Origin of the sequence: Halomonas sp. NyZ770, assembly GCF_020616575.1 — a bacterium.
Lineage (GTDB): Bacteria > Pseudomonadota > Gammaproteobacteria > Pseudomonadales > Halomonadaceae > Vreelandella > Vreelandella hamiltonii.
Map to the genome: position 1 here is coordinate 74,560 of NZ_CP085143.1, position 19,874 is coordinate 94,433.

Below are 19,874 nucleotides of genomic sequence, written 5' to 3' on the forward strand. Positions count from 1 at the left end.
GGTTTTGCTGATCATCAGGGGGGGGCGGCGATGGTGTGGCGGTGGATATTCAGAGCAGGGTGGCTGAGTGGCCTGTGTGCTCTGGCGCTGACGGCGCAGGCAGAGGAGTGTCCGGCATGGCCACAGGAGCGCCTTGTTCAAGAGCGCCAGACGCTGGCCGAGCATATCGCGCTGTGGGACCGTGCCTACCATGACGAGGGTGAGTCGCTGATTGCCGATGAGCTCTACGATCAGGCCCTGGCGAGGCTGGCGCATTGGCAAACCTGTCTGGACGATACCACGCCCCACCGTCCCCTGACCCGATCCACCCGTAGCGATGGCACGGTGACTCACGCGGCTCCACAAACCGGGCTCCACAAGGCCGACGAGGCCGGAGTGCGGCGTTTTACCAGTCGTCGCCAGGGGCTATGGATCCAGCCCAAGGTGGACGGTGTAGCGGTGACTTTGCGCTATCGGCAAGGGGAATTGGTCGAAGCGGTCAGCCGCGGCGACGGGGAGCGCGGCCAGAACTGGACCGAGCGCGTTCGACAACTGCCCGATGTGCCTGCTTCGCTGCCCGAGCCGCTATCGGCGGTGTTCCAGGGCGAGCTCTATTGGCAGCTTGATCGGCATATCCAGTCGCAAGCTCCCGAGATTGGCGCGCGCGGTGCGGTGGCCGGGGCCATGGCGCAGCAGGCACCCAGTGAGGCGACGCTTTCCCGCGTAGGCTTGTTCGTGTGGGATTGGCCCGATGGGCCTACCGAGATGACGGAGCGGCTGGCGCGACTGACGGCACTGGGGTTCGATACGGCCGAGTACACGCACCCGGTTGCGGGCCATCAGCAAGCGGCCGAATGGCGCGAGCGGTGGTTCAACGAGCCGCTGCCCTTCGCTACCGATGGCGTGGTGCTCAAGCAGGCCGAACGCCCAGGCATTCGTCACTGGTCGGCGTCGCCTCCGGAGTGGGCCATCGCCTGGAAATACCCCGCGCAGCAAGCGCTGGCCCAGGTGCGTGGTATCGAGTTTCGGGTGGGGCGCACTGGGCGAGTGACGCCCGTGTTATGGCTGTATCCCGTGAGCCTGGAAGGGCGCAGCATTCGTCGTGTATCGCTAGGGTCGCTGGAGCAGTGGCAGGCCTGGGATGTTCGCCCAGGAGACCATGTCGCCGTGACGCTGGCAGGGCTGACGATTCCTCAAGTCACCAGCGTAGTCTGGCAGAGTGCTGAGCGGGCGCCGCTCAGTGTGCCATCGCCAGCGCGTTATGATCTGCTGAGTTGCCTGACGCTGACCCCCGATTGTGATGCCCAGCTATTGGCACGCCTGACCTATCTGGGGAATCAGCTAGGTATGCGTGGCATCGGCGAAGGCACCTGGCAGGCCTTGATACGTGCCGGGGTCGTGACGGAGCTGCTGGGCTGGCTGGCGTTGTCGGAGGCGCAGCTGCAACAGGCCCATGGTATTGGCCCCGCCACGGCCGCCTCGCTGGCGGCACAGTTTGCGGCGGCACGGCAGGCGCCCTATGCCGCCTGGTTGCGTGCGCTGGGCGTACCGCCGGGCGGCAGCGCCGAGCTGGGGGAGTGGGCAACGCTGGAAGGGCTCTCCCGCGCCGAGTGGCAGGCCCAGCCTGGGGTGGGCCCCGTCCGAGCCGAAGCGCTGGTGGCGTTCTTTGGCCATCCCGAGATCCAGCGGATGGCACGTCAGCTCCAGCAAGCGGGTGTGGAGGGCTTCTAGGCTGTGTATGAAAAGTAGGCGAGCGAAGACCAGACAAGGCAAAAATCGGCGAAAAAACGGAGTTTACATGCTGTAAATGAGTATTTTGAGCCGATTTTTAACGCCGTATGGTCGAGCACAGCCAGTTTTCAGGCAGAGCCTAGGCCAGCCCGGTCAGGTAGAGCATCATCCCCAGGTAGAACGGGATCAGCAGTGGCGCCAATAGCGTCGTGGTCAACACGGCCAGGGCGCCTTTTTGGGGCTGAATGCCCAGCTCCATGGCCACGACCACCACATTGGAGGCCATCGGTACCACCCCCAGCAACAGCAGCGCCATGGCCAGCTCCGGTGCCAGCGGCGTCAGCTGTTGCAGCACCAGCACGGCACCGACCATGACCAGTGGCCACAGAACGTAGCGCAGCCCCACGCAGGCTGCCACGAAGCGCGTATCCCAGGCGGCCAGCGTCACCTGGCTGAGCGTCATGCCAATGATCATCATGCCCAGCAGGGTGTACGTGGCGGGAAAGACGGCCAGCGAGTTCATCATGGGCTCGGGGAGCACTACACCCAGCGAGCTGAGCAACAGGGCCAGCAGGAAGGCATAGACCAGCGGCAGGCGGGCAATCTTGATCAGACTCTGGCGCACTGAGAAGTGCCCTCGCGCGCTCAGGTAAAAGCCCACGGTAAATTCATACAGGTTGATCCCCAGCATGCAGAACAGGTACAGCGTGACGCCCTCCGGCGGCAGCAAGATCAGCGCCACGGGCAGGCCGAAATAGCCGGTGTTGCCGGTGCCGGAGGAAAAGGCCAGCAGAGCACCCTCCTGGGGGCCGAAGCGATGGCGGGTCAAGCGATGTACCAGCAGCGCCATGGCGCTGACCAGCAGAAACATGGCCAGCGACAGGGTCAGATAGGCTGCCGTGGGGCCGCCGTTCATCAGCGCGCGGAAAATCGTCAGGGGAGCAATGAGATAGACTAGCAGCGTGGCAATCGGGCGGGGGTCGATCTTGAGCCGCTGGGCCGCAAGGAACCCTAATCCGACATAGCCCAGCAGCATCAACAGTGGCCCCATCAACGTAGCGGGTGCTAAATCCATTTCTCCTCCTTGAATGTTGTCTGCCGAACAACATGAGCCGAATTGAAGATCGTGCGTGAAATCTTTCATTAGCCGCCACGCGGGTAAGCAGCGAGAATACCTCACATAATGATCACTTTGTTGTACTGCGAGGATACACCATGAGCAGCCAGGAACATCCGTTAGGTATCAGCTTCGAGTTTTTTCCGCCCAATACCGATGCCGGCCGGGAGAAGCTGATTCACGTGCGCGATGAGCTGGCCGCATGTAACCCTCGCTTCTTCTCGGTGACCTACGGGGCTGGCGGGTCCACGCAGGCGCGTACCCGCGATATCGTGCGTACCGTGAGTGAGAGCGGTATTACCACCGCCCCGCACCTTTCCTGTATCGGCAGCGAGAAAGCCCAGCTACGTGACCTGCTGGCTCAGTATCAGGCGGAAGGCGTGGATAGCCTGGTGGCGCTACGTGGCGATATGCCGTCCGGCATGGGCAGTATCGGCGAGCTGCGTTACGCCAACGAGCTGGTCGAGTTCATCCGTGCCGAAACCGGTGATCACTTCGATATCGCCGTGGCGGCCTACCCAGAATCTCATCCACAGGCTCCCAGCCTCGACAAGGATGTGGAAAACTTTGCCCGCAAGATGAACGCGGGCGCCAATATGGCGATTACCCAGTACTTCTTCACCGCCGATGCCTACTTCCACTTCGTGGACAAAGCGCGGGCGCTGGGTGTCGAGCAGCCGATCATTCCCGGCATCATGCCCATCACCAACTACACCAAGCTGGCGCGCTTTTCCGATGCCTGCGGTGCTGAAATCCCCCGCTGGATTCGCAAGCAGCTTGAAGCCTATGGCGATGACAGCGAGGCCATCGCGGCCTTTGGCACCGAGGTGGTGACGCGCCTGTGCGAGCGCCTGCTGGATGGTGGCGCGCCGGGGCTGCACTTCTATACGCTCAATCAGGCCGCGCCGGTCATGAAGATCGTCGATAATCTCACCTGACCTGTTGCCGATGTGATCCATGAGAACCGACCTGCGCCCTCTGGCGCAGGTCGGTTTTTTTGATGGGGGTGCGACAGGCGCCGTGCGTGGAAGGCCCGGCTTGGAGAGTGGGCAAGGCATGGCTAACCACCGTATGATGCCTGCTCATTGAGCCGTGACGGGAGCAGGAAACGATGTGGCTGATAGCTGCCATGTTCGCAGTGACCTATGTGGGAATGGCCGTGGGTCGGCTGCCCGGTTTGCAGGTGGACCGTGCCTGGATAGCGCTCTCTGCCGCTTGTGTACTACTGCTGACCGGCACCGTGAGCCTGGCGGACGTTGGTCAGCATATCGATGTGGGTGCCCTGGTGCTGCTGCTGGCGCTGATGTTGGTATCGGCACAGTTCGGCTTCTCCGGCGTCTACGGGCGTTTGTCTGCGCTGATCATGCGCCACGCCGAGCGTCCAAGCGTCCTGTTGCTGGGCGTCGTGCTGCTGGGTGGTGTGCTGTCGGCACTGCTGGTCAATGACATCGTGGCCTTTGCGATGACGCCGCTGCTCTGTCAGGCGCTGTTGGTTCGTGGCCTGGATCCTCGCCCCTATTTATTGGCGCTGGCGTTGTCGTGTAACGCAGGCTCGGCTGCCAGCCTGATCGGTAACCCGCAGAACATTCTCATTGGGCAGATCGGCGGGCTCGATTTTTGGGCCTACAGCCTTCAGGCACTGGTGCCCTCCGTTGCCGCACTGGGCATCACCTACGCCGTCATCTGGGCCATGTGGCGTCACCGCTGGGTGTTGAACGAGCCAGGGGCGGCACCTATGCCGCTGAGCGTGTCCCAGGAAAGTCTGCGCTATAAGCCGCTGTTGGCAGCCATGGCGCTGCTGATCCTGTTCTCGACCCCGCTGCCTCGCGAATGGTCGGCGCTCGCGGTAGCGCTGGTATTGATGATGTCGCGCCACGTCGCCAGCCACCGATATGTACAGGCGGTAGACTGGAACCTGTTGCTGCTGTTCATGGGGCTCTTCATTGTCACCGGCAGTGTCGCTGCCTTGCCGGAGGCGGGGGTGTTGGTCAACCAGTGGCTGGGGGCGGAAGGTGTGCCGGATGACCCGTGGCGCATGGCCGGGATCTCGCTGGTGGCCAGCAACGTGATCGGTAATGTGCCTTTTGTGATCTTGCTACTCGGGCTGTTCCCGCAACTGCCCGAGGCCACGCTGGTCATGCTGGCGGTCATGTCCACGTTGGCGGGTAATTTGCTGCTGATTGGCAGTGTGGTGAATCTGATCGTGGCAGAGGGGGCCAGGCGGCAGGGCGTTCATCTTGGCTTTCTCACCTTTGCCAAGGCCGGTATTCCGGTGACGCTGTTATCGATGCTGGTAGCGGGTGGGTGGTTTGCATTAGGCGTGCGCTGACAAAAAGGCCGACTCTCATGAGTCGGCCTTTTGCGTTGATGGCTTGTCAGGCGGCGGTGGGAGCCGGTTTCGGTCCGTGCAGCTTGCGCTGCATCAAGAACATGGCCACACCGATACCTAGTCCGGCAATGTCGGTGAAGATACCGCCGTAGATCAGGAACAGCGCGCCGATCATCAGCACCAGCCGTTGCCATACCTGGATCGAGCCAAAGAACCATGCTTGTACCGTGGCCGACAGCATGAAGATACCGATCGACGCCGTAATCGCGACGCGAACGATCTGCAGCGGCGTGCCTTCCATCAGCATGGCAGGGCTATAGAAGAACATGAACGGTACGATAAAGGCCGCTAACCCTACCTTGAACGAGGTAATGGAGGTTTGCATGGCGTTATCGCCAGAAATACCGGCAGCGGCATAAGAGGCCAGTGCCACTGGCGGGGTGATCGCCGACATGACGGCGAAGTAGAAGACGAAGAAGTGCGCAATCAGCGGCTGAATGCCGATGTTGATCAGGCCAGGCGCCACGACGGAAGCCGCCACGGCATAGGCCGCCGTGGTGGGCATGCCCATCCCCAGCAGAATCGAGATACACATGGCGAAGAACAGGGCCAACAGTTGGCTCACGCCCGCCATGCCCAGCAGCAGCGACGAGAAACGTGCGCCCACGCCGGTCAGGGAAATGACGCCCACGATCAGGCCTGCACAGGCACATACGGCAATGATCTGGATCGACATGGTGCCTGCCAGCTGCAGGGCCTTGAGGATTTCACGAATGCCCATCTTGTTGGGTGAAATCCAGCTCACCACGGCAGCCGCAGCTGTGGCCAGGGTGCCCGCACGGATGACCGAGTACCCCATGAACAGGGCGTAGATCAGGATGATGATCGGCGCAAACAGGTACGCGTGACGGGCCAGTTTGCGGAACTGCGGGATTTCATCCTTGCGCATACCGCGCATGCCTTTCTTCGCGGCTTCCAGGTCGACCATGAAATAGACCGACAGGAAGTACAGCGCGGCCGGAATCAGCGCGGCAACGGCAATTTCGCGATAGGGAATGCCGGTGATTTCCGCCATGATGAAGGCACCTGCGCCCATGATCGGCGGCATGATCTGGCCGCCGGTCGAGGCAGCGGCTTCGATCGCCCCTGCGCTACGGCCCGGATAACCTACCTTCTTCATCAGCGGGATGGTCAGAGAGCCGGTGGAGACCACGTTGCCCGCTGAGGTACCGTTGATCATGCCCATCAGGCCAGAAGCGAAAATCGACACCTTGGCCGGACCGCCCCGCGAGCGCCCTGCAGCGGCAAAGGCGAAGTTGACGAAGTAGTCGCCCACTTTCGAGGCTTGCAGGAACGCTGCAAAAATAATGAACAGAATGATGTAAGTGGAGGAGACCGCCGTCGTTTGCCCGAGCACCCCGATATCGGTGTAGAGCTGGCTGAAGAAGCGGTTGACCGACAGACCTGGGTAGCTCAGGAAGCCAGGCAGGTAAGGGCCGCCAAACACATAGGCCAGAAAAATGGCAGAAATGATGACCAGTGCATTACCTGCTACGCGGCGGGTCAGCTCCAGAATCAGCAGCGAACCGGCCATGGCGGCGTAGGTAATGCCAACCGGGGCAAAAGAGGTGCCCGTGGACATACGCAGTGGCGTATTGTAAACCGTGATCAGATAACCCGCGCTGGCCAGTGCGACGATCATCAGCACCAGGTCAGGCATGGAGAATTTGGAGCGCTCCTGGCGATAGAACCAGGACAGCAAGATAGCCCCTACCGTGGCGAGCAGCATCGGGTAGCCGAAGTGCCAGGTTTCCACGTAAGGGTCGATACGCATGGCGCCCCCGGAAAGGGCTTGCCACATCAGAAAGGCCTGTACCAGCGCGTAGCCTGCAGGCAGTAGCAGCGCGGCACCTAGCAGTGTCAGCCACTTGGGCGACTCATCGCTGGCGTCGCTGGCAAATCGTGCTCCAGTGAACAGACCAAAGCCAAGGATCAGGGCGCCTGCCACGTGAATGATCCGGTAGGTCCATGTTTCCATGGGAATCGCGTTCAACGTAATCAGGTGAAACAGCGAGTAGGCGATGGCAACGCCGGCGAAAAGCATCCACTGCCAGCCGGTAAACAGACGACGGTTTGACTCGACGACCTCTTCGTCGACACCTTCGGCGAGTATGGCCTTGGCGTCCTGTTGCTCAATAGGGTCGCTAGCGGGTGCAGCCGGGTTGGGGCTGCCGGTGTTGTTGCTCATGGAGGTTACCCTTGGGATGGATCGTCAGCGAAGGTGCTTGGGTAATTCAGGAAGTGCTTATTCATGGCCAGAGCGGCAAGAGCCGACCCTGTAAAGAGTCGGCTCTTGTCCTGGTGCGTCAGCGCTTACTGGCGAATCATGTCGTCGGCAATGTCATAGCCGTTTTCATTGAACCAGCGAGCAGCACCGGGGTGGTAAGGCATGACCGTGTTGTACTTGACGTTCTCGGGAATGCTCTCTTCGGCACTGCGGTGGATAGACACCATCCGGTCGTTGTTTTCCATGGTGATGCGCGTGACTTCATACACCAGGCTTTCAGGCAGGTCGCAGCCGGCAATGGCGAAGTTCCACATGGAAACGGCGCGGGCGTCTTCTTCCAGCGTTTCGTAAGTGTTGGCCGGGATCATGAATTCAGAGACCGGGAAGGCGTCGACAATGGTGGCCTGCTCTTCTTCGGTGAACTCGATGATGTTGACGTCAGTTTGAACTTCCAGCTGGCTGACGGCCGGGATCGGTACGCCCGCTGCAAAGGCAACGACGTCCAGCAGTCCATCCTGCAACTGGCCGCCCAGGTCAGACCAGCCGCCGTTACGGCGCTCGAAATTGACGCCCAGCTCTTCGAGGATGGCAGGGAAGTAAACGTCAGAGGTGGAGCCTGCGGGGCCGAAACCAATGCGCGAACCGTCCGGAATATCGGAAATGGAGGTAATGCCGGTGCTGGCCAGGGCCGTGATGGAGAACGGCGTCTCGTACATCGGGAACAGGGCACAGGCGTTATCCATGACGACACCCGGTGCCAGCGGGCTACGGCCGTTCATGGCGTCATCTGCGGGGCCCAGTGTGGTCAGGCCGAAGGCCAGCTCACCCGCGTGAACCAGTGCCAGGTTCTGAGTCGGTCCACCTGTGACTTCACCACCGCCGGTAATGCCACCCAACTGGTCGGCAATCAGGTTAGCCCAGCCAGAACCGTAGATATAGAAGGTGCCGCCTTGGCTGGCAGTACCCACGGTAAAGCTGGAGGGCCAGCCGTCACGATCAACTTCCGCGTGGGCGGTGGTCGCAGCGACCAGCGCGCCGCCAGCCAGCAGGGCAAGAGACTTGGGCATCATATTACGCATGGCGAGATTTCCTAAGCTGTTATTGGGATTATCGTCTGGCATATCGAGAGTGTGGCCAGTGCTTGTTCTAATAAGCAGCTTATGTAGAGCGATTGTCATGCCAATAGCTGAGTTTTTATTGGAATACAATCGCTTATAGAAATCTTATTCAACTTTGGTTGAAAGTCGCTCGATGCGTTATGGCTGGCTTTACGCACGAAAGCGAAAAATGAGTGTGCGGTTTTTCGCACACTTTTGATGGTGAGAACGATCTCTCTCGTAGCGACATCTCTGCGTCGCTACTTTGGTTTGCCGAGATCCAGAATACGCACCGGCTGTACATCCTGTACTTTTTGCTCGTCGCGTACCTGATTGACCCGAGTCACCAGCTCCGGCGATGTGTCATCCTCGATCGGCAGCTGTTCGAAGAAATCACAGCTGACGCATTCACGGTAGCGAATGCCATTCTGTTCCCAGGCACGAATGCGATCCATGGCAGCGCAGCGTGGGCATGTAACCCCGGCAATAAAGCGTTTGATACTCGACATGACAAGACTCCCGATACGCGGCAGCAGGGCTGCCGCGCAGAGATAAAGGGTGGATCAGGCGGCACGAATACCGCTGTGGCGCAGCAACGGTGCCACACTGGGCTCGCGACCACGAAACGCGACGAACAGCTCGGCAGCATCGCGGGCGCCGCCCTGTTCAAGGATCTCTTCCTTGAAGCGCTGGCCGGTGGCAGGGTCAAAAATACCCGCTTCTTCGAAGGCGCTCCAGGCGTCGGCAGAGAGCACTTCGGCCCACTTGTAGCTGTAATATCCCGCCGCATAGCCCCCTGCAAAGATGTGGCTAAAGCTGTTCTGGAAGCGATTGAAGGGCACCACGGGCACCACCGAAGTGTGGCGGCGTACATCGTCCAGCAAACGTTGGACATCGGCCGCGCTGGGTGCTTCCAGCTCATGGTGCAGGCGCATGTCGAAGAGTGAAAACTCTATCTGGCGCAACATGCCCATGGCGGACTGGAAGTTCTTGGCCGCCTGGAGACGCTCGAACAGTGCATCGGGGAGCGGCTCGCCGGTATCCACGTGCCTGGACAGTAGTGCTAGCCCCTCTTTTTCCCAACAGTAGTTCTCCATGAACTGGCTGGGCAGTTCGACCGCGTCCCAGGCCACGCCGTTGATGCCGGAAACATCGGCAATATCCTGCTTGGTCAGCATGTGGTGCAAGCCGTGGCCGAACTCGTGGAACAGCGTCGTGACTTCGTCGTGGGTCAGCAAGGCAGGTTTGCCGCCCACCGGGGCGGTGAAATTACAGGTCAGGAAGGCGACCGGCAGTTGCAGGCCATGTTCCGTCTGGCGGCGTACTCGGCAGTCCGCCATCCAGGCGCCTCCGCGTTTGCCCTCTCGGGCGTAAAGGTCGAGGTAGAAACCCGCAATCGGCTTGCCTTGCTCGGTAATTCTGAAAAACCGCACATCGTCATGATAGCTGGCCACGCTGGCATCTTCCGCTACCTGTACGTTGTAGAGGCGCTCGATGACCTGAAACAGCCCATTGACCACATGAGGGGCGGGAAAATAGGGGCGTAGCTGCTCCTGGGAGAGATCATGGCGAGCCACGCGCAGCTTTTCACTGGCATAGGCGACATCCCATGGCTGCAGCGTGTCGAGCCCGAGCTCATCACGGGCGTAGGCGCTGAGCTCGGCAAACTCTTGCTGGGCTTGCGGCTTGGCACGCTGGGCCAGGTCTTCGAGAAAGTCGAGTACCTGGGTGGGCGAATCGGCCATCTTGGTGACCAGCGAGTAGTCGGCGTAGGTGTCGAAGCCGAGCAGGCGGGCCAACTCCTGGCGCAGGGCCAGTGTTTCTTCCAGAATCGGGGCGTTATCAAACTGACCCGCCTTTGGGCCCTGATCGGAAGCACGTGTCACGAAGGCGGTATACACTTCCTCACGCAGTTCACGGTTGTCGGCATAGCTGACGATCGGAAAGAAGCTGGGGAAGTCGAGTGTAATGCGGTAACCCTCTGCGCCTTTTGCCTCTGCCAGTGCTTTCAGCGTTTCCAGAGCGCTTTCCGGCACGCCTGCCAGCAGTGCCGGGTCGGTGATGTCCTTGTGCCATGCCTGTGTGGCATCCAGCACATGGTTGGAAAACTGATTGGACAGCGTGGAGAGACGCGCCTGTATGTCGCCGTAACGCGCCTTTTGTTCGGCAGCAAGGTCTACGCCAGCCAGGCGGAAGTCACGCAGCGCGTTATCAACGGTGCGCCGTTGGGCAGTGCTCAGGTCGTGCCAGGCAGGACCTTCCTTGAGGGCCTGCCAGCCCTTGAAGAGCCCTTCATGTTGGCCTACCCAGGTGCCGTAGGCCGACAGTTTTTCCAGGCAGCCTTGGTAGGCGTCACGCAGCTCTTGGCTGTTCATGGTGCTGTTGAGGTGCAACACCGGCGACCAGGCTTGAGAAAGGCGGTCGTTCACGGCTTCCATGGGTGCAGCAAAGTTGTCCCACGTAGGGGGCTGCTGAGCGGCTTGCTGAGCGAGGTGTTCGATGGCGTCGCGACCCTCATCGAGCAGTTGTTCTACCGCGGGTAGCACGTGTTCGGCACGAATGTCGGCGAAAGGGGGGAGCTCATGGCTCTCTAGCAGCGGGTTGCGGGACATAGGCACCTCTGGTGGCGGCAGGTTGGTTCGTTCGGGCGCATGAAGCGTCCGTGGATAATGACACAGTGCGGGCAGCCGAGGTCAGTTTCAATGGCGGCATTGGCCTGGGGGCATGCGCCTGCTAGTCTTGCCGCCTTTTGATACGTCGAATCGAGAGCCGCCAAGGCAGGAGCAGATGATGAGTGAAACGCTGGAGCGTTGGGGGTCGAAGCGTGCCTTTATTCTCGCGGTGACCGGTGCCGCGGTGGGGCTTGGCAATATTTGGCGTTTTCCCTATGTGGCGGGGGAAAATGGCGGGGCGGCCTTCTTGCTGATTTACGTGGCGTTTGTCCTGTTGCTGGGACTGCCCGTGATGATGGCGGAAATACTCATTGGCCGCGCTGGCCGACGAGGACCCATGCAGTCACTGGGCGTACTGGCCACACAGGCGGGTGCCTCACCCCACTGGCGCTGGCTGGGGCTGTTCGGCGCGCTGACGGTGTTTTGCATTCTGTCGTTTTATTCCGTGGTGTCCGGCTGGTCGATCGAGTTTCTGGTGGCGTCCATCAATGGCAACTTTGAGGGTGCCAGTGCCGCCGAGATCGGCGCTGGCTTTGACGCTTTTCTGGCCAATCCAGGGCTGCTGATTTTCAACCATTCACTGTTTCTGTTCATGACCATGACGGTGGTAGCGGCTGGCGTCGCGAAAGGCCTGGAACGGCTCAATAATCTATTGATGCCGGTGCTCTATGGCCTGCTCCTGCTGTTAGCCATTTATGCCATGACCACCAGTGGTTTTGGGGCCGCGCTGCATTGGCTGTTCATGCCGTCTTTCGAAAACGTTACCGCATCGGTGGTGCTACATGCCATGGGGCACGCTTTTTTCACCCTGGCCGTAGGGGCGTGTGCGTTGATGGCCTACGGGGCTTATATGCCGGATGAACAGAGCCTGCCGAAAGCCGCTTGTGCGGTGGCCGTGCTGGACATCAGCGTGGCGCTGCTGGCGGGTATCGCGATCTTTTCGGTAGTGTTTGCCCAGGGGATGGACCCGGCGGACGGGCCAGGACTGATGTTCGTGACACTGCCCATTGCCTTCTCCGAGTTGCCTTGGGGCTCCCTGTGGCTGAGCGTGTTCTTTTTGCTGCTGCTGTTGGCAACATGGACGTCAGCCATCAACCTGGCCGAGCCGATGGTGGCCACGTTGCAGGGCCTTGGCTGGCGGCGCAGCGTTTCCACGGCCGTCGTGGCGATCAGTGTCTGGCTGCTGGGGCTGCTGTCGGCGTTCTCTTTTTCTCACCTGGCGGAGTTTCGGCCACTGTTTGGGCGCAACGTGTTCGAGCTGGTCAGCAGTATTCCCCCCGATATCTTCCTGCCCATGGGAGGATTGCTGATTGCCATCTTTGCGGCCTGGGTGATGCCACAGGCTCAGGTGATGCGCACCTTGGGCGTAGGGGAGCGAGGCTTTCTAGTGTGGCAGCGTCTGGTGCGCTGGGTTTCCATTCCGTTGACGTTCATCGTTCTGCTGGGTGGATTGCTATAGTGGTTCTTATGTGGCTGACAGGAGAGTCTTCATGAGCAATGCCTTACGCGCGTTTCACGCACACTCCCCTACGCTGGGCGAGCGTGTCTATATCGATCCGGCCAGTGTCGTGATAGGTAACGTCACCTTGGGCGACGACTGCTCGGTGTGGCCCATGAGCGTGATCCGTGGCGATATGCACCGGATTACCATTGGGGCGCGCACCAGCGTGCAGGACGGCTGCGTGCTGCATATCACCCACGCCAGCGATTTCAATCCGGAGGGCTTTCCTTTGACGATCGGTGACGATGTCACCATCGGTCACAAGGCCATTCTTCACGGCTGTACGTTGGGCAACCGTATTCTGGTGGGCATGGGCGCCATCGTCATGGATGGCGCGGTGGTGGAAGACGAAGTGATCATTGCGGCGGGAGCGGTGGTGACACCTGGCAAACGGCTGGAAAGTGGCCATGTATATGCGGGCAATCCTGCCAAGCCGTTGCGGCCTTTGAAAGAGCAGGAGCGGGCCTTTTTCCCCTATACGGCAAGCAACTACGTCAAATTGAAGGACGAGTTTCTGGCACAGCAAGGTGGCTAGCCTAAACCTTTGGTAAACGGCAGCTTTTTTTATATCAGGCCGTGTTGTAGTCTTCGATAATCTGGTAATTTATCCAGTTTTTCAGAGTGCCACGACATGGCCAACTTTCGCACGCACATCACGGTGGCCGCCGCAGGCGGTACGCTCATGGCCTATATGGGCTGGCAGGCGCAGTGGTGGCCCGCGTCGCAATCCTTGCTGATCATTGCGCTGGTTGCCTTCGGCGGCATCCTGCCCGACATAGACGCAGACCGCTCTCGCTCTATCCGTCTGATTTTCAACCTGTTGTCGGTGCCTACCCTGGTGTTGGGGGTGTTGATGCTGCAGCCTTGGTTGACGCCTGGACTGCTGCTGGTGGCTTGTGGTGGTATCTATTTCTCAGTGCGCTACCTGGCCGCGATTCTTTTCTCCAGATTGACCGTTCACCGAGGTATCTGGCACTCGCTGATGGCGGCAGGGCTGTGCGCCTTGGCGACGGCGGCGCTCAGCTTTCATCTGCTGGAGCAACCCGCCTGGTTGGCCTGGTCGCACGGGGCGGCAGTACTGATAGGTTTCATCATCCACTTGGGGCTGGATGAGCTGTTCAGTGTCGATCTGGAGGGGGCGCGGCTGAAGCGCTCGTTTGGTACGGCGCTCAAGCTGGGTGACAGCCGACGACCGCTCTCCAATCTATTGATGCTCATTGCCATGCTGGTGCTGATACCCTGGGTGCCGCCCTGGGGAGTGCTGCTGGAGTTGATGCATCAGGGATCACTGCTGTGGCGATAATCGTCAGCGCTCAAACCGTGCTTTTTGAGTTTGTCGTAGAACGTCTTGCGCGGGATGCCCAGGTGGCGACACACCTCCGTTACGCGGCCATGGTGGCGCGCCAGTGACTGGCTGATGAGGCTCTTTTCGAACAGTTCTACCTGGCGCGGTAGCGATGGTTCATGGGTATCTGCGGCAACGCCCTCCAGCAAGGCGTCCAGACGATAGTCGAAAGCCGCACCCAGCAAAACGTAACGTTCTGCCAAGTTGCGCAGCTCGCGCACGTTGCCTGGCCAGTCGTGGGCCAGCAGGGCGGCAATGGCCGGGCTGTCCAGCGTCGGCGCTTCCAGCCCGCTACGGTTGGCGGCGACCACGGCAAAGTGTTGAAAAAGGAGCGGGATGTCTTCTCGCCGTTCGCGCAGGGCGGGCAGGGGCAGAGTGACCACATTGAGGCGGTAGTAGAGGTCTTCGCGAAACAGCCCGTCGTCGGCGGCCACCTTGAGATCCACTTTGGTGGCGGCAATGACGCGAATATCGAGCGGCACGGCTTCGTTGGCCCCCAGGCGTTCGACGCTGCGTTCCTGCAGTACGCGCAGCAGTTTGACCTGCAGCGCCATGGGCATGGACTCGATCTCGTCCAGAAACACCGTGCCGCCGTTGGCATGTTCGAACTTGCCGATACGCCGCTCCACGGCCCCCGTGAAAGCGCCTTTCTCGTGACCAAACAGCTCTGATTCGATGGTGTTTTCCGGCACGGCGCCGCAGTTGATGGCCATGAACGGATTATTGCGGCGGGCGCTGCGTTCATGGATCGCGCGAGCCACCAGATCTTTCCCCGTTCCAGTTTCGCCAAACAGCAAGACATCGGCTTCTACCTGGCTGATGCGCTGGATCATGGCTGCCAAGCGCGAAATGATTGGCGTGCGGCCGACCAGGCGAGGCCCGAGTGCTGCGTGCTGGACTTCGAGTTCGGCTTTCAGGCGCAGGTTTTCCAGGCTCAGCTGGCGCTTTTCGATGCCGCGTCTGACGACGTCCAGCAGTTGATCGCCCGCAAAAGGCTTTTCCAGAAAATCCCAGGCACCGGCGCGCATCGCTTCTACCGCCGTCGAGATGTCGCCATGGCCGGTGATCAGAATGATCGGCAGGGTGGCATCGCGATGGTGTAGTTCATGCAACAGGGCCATGCCATCCATGCCAGGCATGCGGATATCGCTGACGATGACGCCTGGAAAGTCGTCGGGCAACGCTGCCAACGCTTGCTCTGCGGATTCGAAGCAGTAGGGGGTGTAGCCGGCCAGCTCCAGGGTCTGGCTCGCGGTGATACGCAGGTGTGGCTCGTCGTCGATCACCATGACCGGCAGTGTCGACGGTTCATGCATGGTTATTGTTCTCCGTTACTCTCTGCAGCTCGCTGGGGGGCGGCACACGCGTGCGCGGCAAGGAGATCGTGAAGCACGCGCCTCCCTCGGCTCGGTTGCTGGCCTGCAGCTTGCCGCCCAAGTCTTCCATGATACGCGATGAGATGGAAAGTCCTAGCCCCAGGCCGCTGCCTGGTGCCTTGGTGGTGAAAAAGGGCTCGAAGATTCGCGAGACATGTTGTTCGGCGATGCCGGGGCCATTGTCGATGACATGGATATGCACGTGATGGGGCGTGGCCTCGGCCTGCAGTGTGAGTGTGGGCTGGGCGGCGTCTTTCATTGCCTGAATGGCATTGCCAATCAAGTTGACGATGACCTGTTCCAGGCGTACCAGATCTCCCTCTACCCATAGAGTCTCGGACGGCCACTGCGGCGTGACCTGGATATTGCCATCGCGCAGGCGGCTATGAAACAGCCGGAGGGCGTATTCGATGCAGGCCTGAACAGAGATGGTTTCGTGCCGTTCGCTGCTCTTGCGAGAAAATTGCCGTAGCTGAGCACTGATGTCGGCCATGCGCTGGGTCAGCTCGACGATTTGCGCCAAATTGGCATCGGCTTTCTCGATGCGCGTCAATTCGATGAAGCGGCGCGCATTTTCAGCATAGGCGCGGATGGCGGCCAGCGGCTGATTGAGCTCATGATTGATGCCTGCCGCCAGCTGGCCCAATACGGCCAGCTTGGCGGCTTGTATCAACTCGTTCTGGGTTTGCTGAAGATTGGCTTCTGCCCGGCGGCGCTCTTCGATTTCATCGGAAAGACGTTGATTGCTGGCCACCAGATCGCGTGTTCGACGCTCCACGCTGGCTTCCAGCTCATCGCGCGCGCGCGCCAGAGTCTGTCGTTCACGTTCGGCAAAGGCTTCCCGCTCTCGGCGTAGCCGTAAACGTTGCCAGCCGATGCCCGCGCCCAGTGCAACGACGCCATAGAGGCCTCCTGCCATCAAGGCGGCCACCCATTGGGCGCTGATCACCGAGTTCAATGGCTTGAGAATATGCATCTGCCAGCCAAATTCCGGTAGCGGTCTCGTCAAGCTGAGGTAGCGCTCTCCCTGCAGCGGGCCATGGGCAAAGCTGACAAGGTAGCTGTCGGGGCCATAGGGGGCCTCTACCTCGATGCCGGAGGGGTCGAGCGGCTCGATGGCATAGCGACGCGTTGCGCGAAGACTTTCGCGCTGCGCTTCGTTGAGGGGGTAAAGCGCATTCATGCGCAGCTCGGGTTGGCTGGCCATGAAAATGATCGAGTCGCTGTCCGTGACAAACAGCTCCGCATCTTGCTGTGCCCAGCTCTCTTCGACCTCATCGAGCAGCACTTTGATGACCAGCACACCATCCGGTGTAGCGTCGGGTGATGTATCGTCCAGCCATACGGGGGCAGAAAAGAAGTATCCCCGCTCCAGCGACTGCGTCCCCAGACCGTAAAAACGCCCCTGCCCACCGGCAATGGCATCGGTGTAATAACTGCGGAAGGCGTAGTTATGGCCAATGAAAGTATTGGGGCGATGCCAGTTGCTGGCCGCAATGGTGTAGGCGTCGCGATCCAGCAGATAAACATCCGACACACCTGCCGTAAAGCGAAAGCGGTCCAGCAGCAGGTTCAGTGACATGGGGTCCTGACCTTCGTGCGCAGCCAGGAAACGCTGGATTCCTTCTCGGGTAGAGAGCATTTGGGGCAGGTAATCATAACGGGACAGGTAGCCCGTCAAGTTGGCTGCCGATAGGCGCAGTTCGTTTTCAGCGTCGTCACGCAAATTGCCAAGCGCTTGCTCTCGCGCCAGCTGTGCGGCTTGCCACATGCAGAGCGCAAGCCCCACCGGCAGGATCAGCAGCCAGGCAAGCCGCCAGCGTGGGCCGGATGAGCTCATGCGGAGGTGCGCGTGCCTTGGGCACGGCGTAATGCGCGCTGAGCGCGGGTTTCCGCGCGGGCCATTTCGAGTAACCCCTCTTCCACATACACCAGATGTTCATGAGCGCGGGCTCGGGCATCTTCTGCGCGGCCATCCAGGATGGCATCGAGAAGCGCTCGGTGCTGCTTCATCAACTGTGAGCGGGAGTCTGGCTTGGCAAACAGGTGCGCCAGATTATCCACGATACTCTGCTCCAGGAGATGGAAGATACCGCGAATGGTGTGCAAGAGCAGGACATTGTGCGCTGCTTCGGCAATCGCCAAATGAAACGCGGCGTCCAGCTTGGCTTCCTGCGCAGGGTCGGCGCCGACGAAACCGCCGTCCAACTCCTCGAAGCGCTGTATCAACACGGCTTTGTCGGCGGGTGTCGAGCGCAGTGCAGCATAGTAGGCCGATATGCCCTCCATGGCATCGCGAAACTCCAGCAGATCCAGGTGAAACTCCTTGTGGCGGGAAAGCATTTCCAGCAAGGGGTCGGTATAGCCGCTGTTGAGCGTCTCGTTGACGAAGGTGCCGCCGCCTTGGCGACTGCTCAGTAACCCGCGGGCAGCCAATTTCTGAATGGCTTCTCGCAAGGAGGGGCGGGATACGCCAAAACGCTCAGCCAGTTCTCTTTCAGGGGGCAAGCGCTGCCCGGGTTTCAGGCTTCCTTCCAGAATCATGCCTTCAAGGCGTTCGGTAATCACATCGGCAAGGCGCTGCTGGCGGAGCGGCGGGTAAGACATGAACAGTAGCTCCAATAATTGGTAAGACCAAGAATAAGCAAATTAAGTGTTCTGCTCAAGCGTAGGTAGTACATCAATCTCGTCGGAAATTGGCTCTTTGAACTAAAGTATGGTGGGCGTGGAGGCCGTGATTCATGTTTTATGTTTGACACGATAGACAGGCCTCTCTAATGTTGTTTCTGTTTTTTTTGTAAATTGGTAAAACCAATTTATATTCTGGCTAAAGTGCTGGCATGCCAAAGAGTCGTAGGTACGCAAGTGCATGTAAGCATGGCTTTTTTGCTGACGTAACAATAACAGCGCAATTTCTCCACAGGGTGCTTCATGATCATTTCTGCCTCCACGGACTATCGCCAGGCTGCCAAGCGTCGCCTTCCACCTTTCCTCTTTCATTATGCGGATGGAGGGTCGTACGCAGAGCACACTCTGCGTCGCAACGTGGATGATCTGCGTGATGTTGCGCTACGTCAGCGGGTGCTGAAGGACATGTCCTCGCTTTCTCTGGAAACCGAGCTGTTTGGTGAAAAGCTTGCCATGCCGCTGGCGCTGGCGCCGGTAGGGCTGGCAGGTATGTATGCGCGGCGGGGTGAAGTGCAGGCTGCCCGAGCGGCCAGCAAAAAAGGCGTGCCCTTTACCTTGTCGACTGTGTCGGTTTGTCCGATTGCCGAAGTGGCGGCAGCGGTCGACCGGCCCATCTGGTTTCAGCTCTACGTCCTGAAAGACCGTGGGTTCATGAAGCATGTGCTGGATCGCGCCAAGGAGGCTGGCGTAAAGACGCTCGTCTTTACCGTGGATATGCCAGTGCCCGGAGCGCGTTATCGTGATGCTCACTCCGGCATGAGCGGCAGGCACGGCCCGACACGGCGTATTCTGCAAGCGGCGTTGCATCCCTTGTGGGCCTGGGACGTGGGTGTCAATGGTCGTCCGCATGACTTGGGGAATGTGTCCGACTATCGCGGTAAGCCAACCGAGCTCGAGGATTACATTGCCTGGCTGGGCGACAACTTCGATCCTTCTATCTCCTGGAAGGATCTTGAGTGGATTCGAGAGCAGTGGGATGGGCCCATGATCATCAAGGGCATTCTTGATGCGGAGGATGCGCGGGATGCGGTGCGATTTGGCGCAGACGGTATCGTGGTATCCAACCATGGCGGTCGTCAGCTGGACGGCGTGCCGTCCACGGCGCGTGCCCTGCCTGCTATCGCGGATGCGGTCAAAGGAGACTTGGCGATTTTGGCAGACTCTGGGGTACGCAGTGGCCTGGATGTCGTCAGGATGATTGCCATGGGGGCGGATACAGTGCTTATTGGTCGGGCATTCATTTATGCGCTGGCGACAGCGGGAGAGGCTGGCGTGACCCACCTGCTCGAGCTGTTTGAAAAAGAGATGCGCGTTGCCATGACGTTGACCGGGGCGCGTACCATTGCAGATCTCGGGCCTGAGTCGCTGGTGTCGAATGCTCTGCGGGTGCTGCCGCAAGAGTAGCTGTGGACAGCGCGGCCTGCGCCGTCAGGGCGCTAATAGATACAGTGCTGCAAGGCTGTGAAATTATTTTACAAAAGCCCTTGCCAACCCGGCAGCGAATCCGTAAAGTACGCATCCGCTGCCGGGGACGCCAAGCGTTACCAGCGGTGAAGAAGGTTGAAAAACCTTCGGTTTGTCAGGAAGTTAGCGTCATCTGTTGGTTGGATTGATCGCTCGCTTCACTCGCTGAAAACAGTCCTTGACAAACACCACGGAATGCGTAGAATACGCCTTCCTCGCTGAGGCAACACGGTTCAGGTCACCGAGCCAGTCGCAGCGAAATGATGACAGTAGTATCGCTCTTTAACA

General features: G+C 59.9%; 15 protein-coding genes. 7 read left to right on the forward strand and 8 right to left on the reverse strand.

What is annotated here, in order from left to right; all coding sequences use genetic code 11:
• Nucleotides 1–30: 30 nt before the first annotated feature.
• Nucleotides 31–1,710: an NAD-dependent DNA ligase LigB gene (ligB, locus tag LG409_RS00320; protein ID WP_227407402.1), complete on the forward strand. Its 1,680-nt coding sequence runs from the start codon at nucleotides 31–33 to the stop codon at nucleotides 1,708–1,710.
• Nucleotides 1,711–1,849: 139 nt separating this feature from the next.
• On the opposite strand, the gene LG409_RS00325 is transcribed toward ligB, so the two are convergent.
• On the reverse strand, nucleotides 1,850–2,785 hold the full coding sequence (locus LG409_RS00325; protein ID WP_016915664.1) for an AEC family transporter: 936 nt from the start codon (nucleotides 2,783–2,785) through the stop codon (nucleotides 1,850–1,852).
• 140 nt (nucleotides 2,786–2,925) lie between these two features.
• On the opposite strand from LG409_RS00325, the gene metF reads away from it, so the two are divergent.
• A complete protein-coding gene (metF, locus tag LG409_RS00330) occupies nucleotides 2,926–3,765 on the forward strand; it encodes a methylenetetrahydrofolate reductase [NAD(P)H] (protein ID WP_039183579.1) in 840 nt (279 codons plus the stop codon).
• A 173-nt stretch (nucleotides 3,766–3,938) separates the two neighbouring features.
• Nucleotides 3,939–5,156: an SLC13 family permease gene (locus tag LG409_RS00335; RefSeq protein WP_227407403.1), complete on the forward strand. Its 1,218-nt coding sequence runs from the start codon at nucleotides 3,939–3,941 to the stop codon at nucleotides 5,154–5,156.
• 46 nt (nucleotides 5,157–5,202) lie between these two features.
• Here LG409_RS00335 and LG409_RS00340 read toward each other — a convergent pair whose 3' ends face one another.
• From LG409_RS00340 to prlC, 4 genes are all read right to left on the reverse strand, one after another.
• Nucleotides 5,203–7,404: a TRAP transporter permease gene (locus LG409_RS00340; RefSeq protein ID WP_227407404.1), complete on the reverse strand. Its 2,202-nt coding sequence runs from the start codon at nucleotides 7,402–7,404 to the stop codon at nucleotides 5,203–5,205.
• Between the two features lie 125 nt (nucleotides 7,405–7,529).
• Nucleotides 7,530–8,522: a TAXI family TRAP transporter solute-binding subunit gene (locus LG409_RS00345; protein WP_096921703.1), complete on the reverse strand. Its 993-nt coding sequence runs from the start codon at nucleotides 8,520–8,522 to the stop codon at nucleotides 7,530–7,532.
• Between the two features lie 278 nt (nucleotides 8,523–8,800).
• Nucleotides 8,801–9,049, reverse strand: a complete 249-nt coding sequence (locus LG409_RS00350) for a YheV family putative zinc ribbon protein (RefSeq protein ID WP_227407405.1) — start codon at nucleotides 9,047–9,049, stop codon at nucleotides 8,801–8,803.
• Nucleotides 9,050–9,103: 54 nt separating this feature from the next.
• A complete protein-coding gene (gene prlC / locus LG409_RS00355; protein ID WP_039183589.1) occupies nucleotides 9,104–11,152 on the reverse strand; it encodes an oligopeptidase A in 2,049 nt (682 codons plus the stop codon).
• A gap of 178 nt (nucleotides 11,153–11,330) precedes the next feature.
• Between prlC and LG409_RS00360 the strand changes: the two genes are divergently transcribed.
• The 3 genes from LG409_RS00360 to LG409_RS00370 all read left to right on the forward strand — a co-directional run bounded on the left by LG409_RS00360 (nucleotide 11,331) and on the right by LG409_RS00370 (nucleotide 14,016).
• On the forward strand, nucleotides 11,331–12,671 hold the full coding sequence (locus tag LG409_RS00360) for a sodium-dependent transporter (RefSeq protein WP_039183590.1): 1,341 nt from the start codon (nucleotides 11,331–11,333) through the stop codon (nucleotides 12,669–12,671).
• A 31-nt stretch (nucleotides 12,672–12,702) separates the two neighbouring features.
• Nucleotides 12,703–13,248, forward strand: a complete 546-nt coding sequence (locus tag LG409_RS00365) for a gamma carbonic anhydrase family protein (protein ID WP_039183592.1) — start codon at nucleotides 12,703–12,705, stop codon at nucleotides 13,246–13,248.
• Between the two features lie 96 nt (nucleotides 13,249–13,344).
• On the forward strand, nucleotides 13,345–14,016 hold the full coding sequence (locus LG409_RS00370; protein ID WP_096921700.1) for a metal-dependent hydrolase: 672 nt from the start codon (nucleotides 13,345–13,347) through the stop codon (nucleotides 14,014–14,016).
• On the opposite strand, the gene LG409_RS00375 is transcribed toward LG409_RS00370, so the two are convergent.
• The 3 genes from LG409_RS00375 to LG409_RS00385 are packed head-to-tail and all read right to left on the reverse strand — an operon-like array spanning nucleotide 13,992 to nucleotide 18,041.
• Nucleotides 13,992–15,374 (reverse strand): sigma-54-dependent transcriptional regulator, encoded by a 1,383-nt coding sequence (locus LG409_RS00375; RefSeq protein ID WP_039183597.1) that lies wholly within the window; start codon nucleotides 15,372–15,374, stop codon nucleotides 13,992–13,994. The genes LG409_RS00370 and LG409_RS00375 overlap by 25 nt on opposite strands.
• A complete protein-coding gene (locus tag LG409_RS00380; RefSeq protein WP_096921699.1) occupies nucleotides 15,367–17,274 on the reverse strand; it encodes a sensor histidine kinase in 1,908 nt (635 codons plus the stop codon). The genes LG409_RS00375 and LG409_RS00380 overlap by 8 nt, the downstream gene beginning before the upstream one ends.
• Nucleotides 17,271–18,041 (reverse strand): GntR family transcriptional regulator, encoded by a 771-nt coding sequence (locus tag LG409_RS00385; protein ID WP_039183605.1) that lies wholly within the window; start codon nucleotides 18,039–18,041, stop codon nucleotides 17,271–17,273. Before LG409_RS00385 ends, LG409_RS00380 begins: the two co-directional genes overlap by 4 nt.
• A gap of 324 nt (nucleotides 18,042–18,365) precedes the next feature.
• Here LG409_RS00385 and lldD point away from each other — a divergent pair, with 324 nt between their 5' ends.
• Nucleotides 18,366–19,526 carry an FMN-dependent L-lactate dehydrogenase LldD gene (gene lldD / locus LG409_RS00390; protein ID WP_096921698.1) on the forward strand — a complete coding sequence of 387 codons (1,161 nt, stop codon included), beginning with the start codon at nucleotides 18,366–18,368 and terminating at the stop codon, nucleotides 19,524–19,526.
• The last annotated feature ends 348 nt before the right edge of the window (nucleotides 19,527–19,874 follow it).

Bases quoted from the DNA above. Each gene is read 5' to 3' on its own strand.
- LG409_RS00360 (WP_039183590.1), top strand. From the start codon at position 11,331: ATGAGTGAAACGCTGGAGCGTTGGGGGTCGAAGCGTGCCTTTATTCTC.
- LG409_RS00345 (WP_096921703.1), bottom strand. From the start codon at position 8,522: ATGCGTAATATGATGCCCAAGTCTCTTGCCCTGCTGGCTGGCGGCGCG.
- prlC (WP_039183589.1), bottom strand. From the start codon at position 11,152: ATGTCCCGCAACCCGCTGCTAGAGAGCCATGAGCTCCCCCCTTTCGCC.
- LG409_RS00375 (WP_039183597.1), bottom strand. From the start codon at position 15,374: ATGCATGAACCGTCGACACTGCCGGTCATGGTGATCGACGACGAGCCA.
- LG409_RS00350 (WP_227407405.1), bottom strand. From the start codon at position 9,049: ATGTCGAGTATCAAACGCTTTATTGCCGGGGTTACATGCCCACGCTGC.
- LG409_RS00370 (WP_096921700.1), top strand. From the start codon at position 13,345: ATGGCCAACTTTCGCACGCACATCACGGTGGCCGCCGCAGGCGGTACG.
- LG409_RS00340 (WP_227407404.1), bottom strand. From the start codon at position 7,404: ATGAGCAACAACACCGGCAGCCCCAACCCGGCTGCACCCGCTAGCGAC.
- ligB (WP_227407402.1), top strand. From the start codon at position 31: ATGGTGTGGCGGTGGATATTCAGAGCAGGGTGGCTGAGTGGCCTGTGT.
- LG409_RS00335 (WP_227407403.1), top strand. From the start codon at position 3,939: ATGTGGCTGATAGCTGCCATGTTCGCAGTGACCTATGTGGGAATGGCC.
- LG409_RS00380 (WP_096921699.1), bottom strand. From the start codon at position 17,274: ATGAGCTCATCCGGCCCACGCTGGCGGCTTGCCTGGCTGCTGATCCTG.
- LG409_RS00365 (WP_039183592.1), top strand. From the start codon at position 12,703: ATGAGCAATGCCTTACGCGCGTTTCACGCACACTCCCCTACGCTGGGC.
- metF (WP_039183579.1), top strand. From the start codon at position 2,926: ATGAGCAGCCAGGAACATCCGTTAGGTATCAGCTTCGAGTTTTTTCCG.
- LG409_RS00325 (WP_016915664.1), bottom strand. From the start codon at position 2,785: ATGGATTTAGCACCCGCTACGTTGATGGGGCCACTGTTGATGCTGCTG.
- LG409_RS00385 (WP_039183605.1), bottom strand. From the start codon at position 18,041: ATGTCTTACCCGCCGCTCCGCCAGCAGCGCCTTGCCGATGTGATTACC.
- lldD (WP_096921698.1), top strand. From the start codon at position 18,366: ATGATCATTTCTGCCTCCACGGACTATCGCCAGGCTGCCAAGCGTCGC.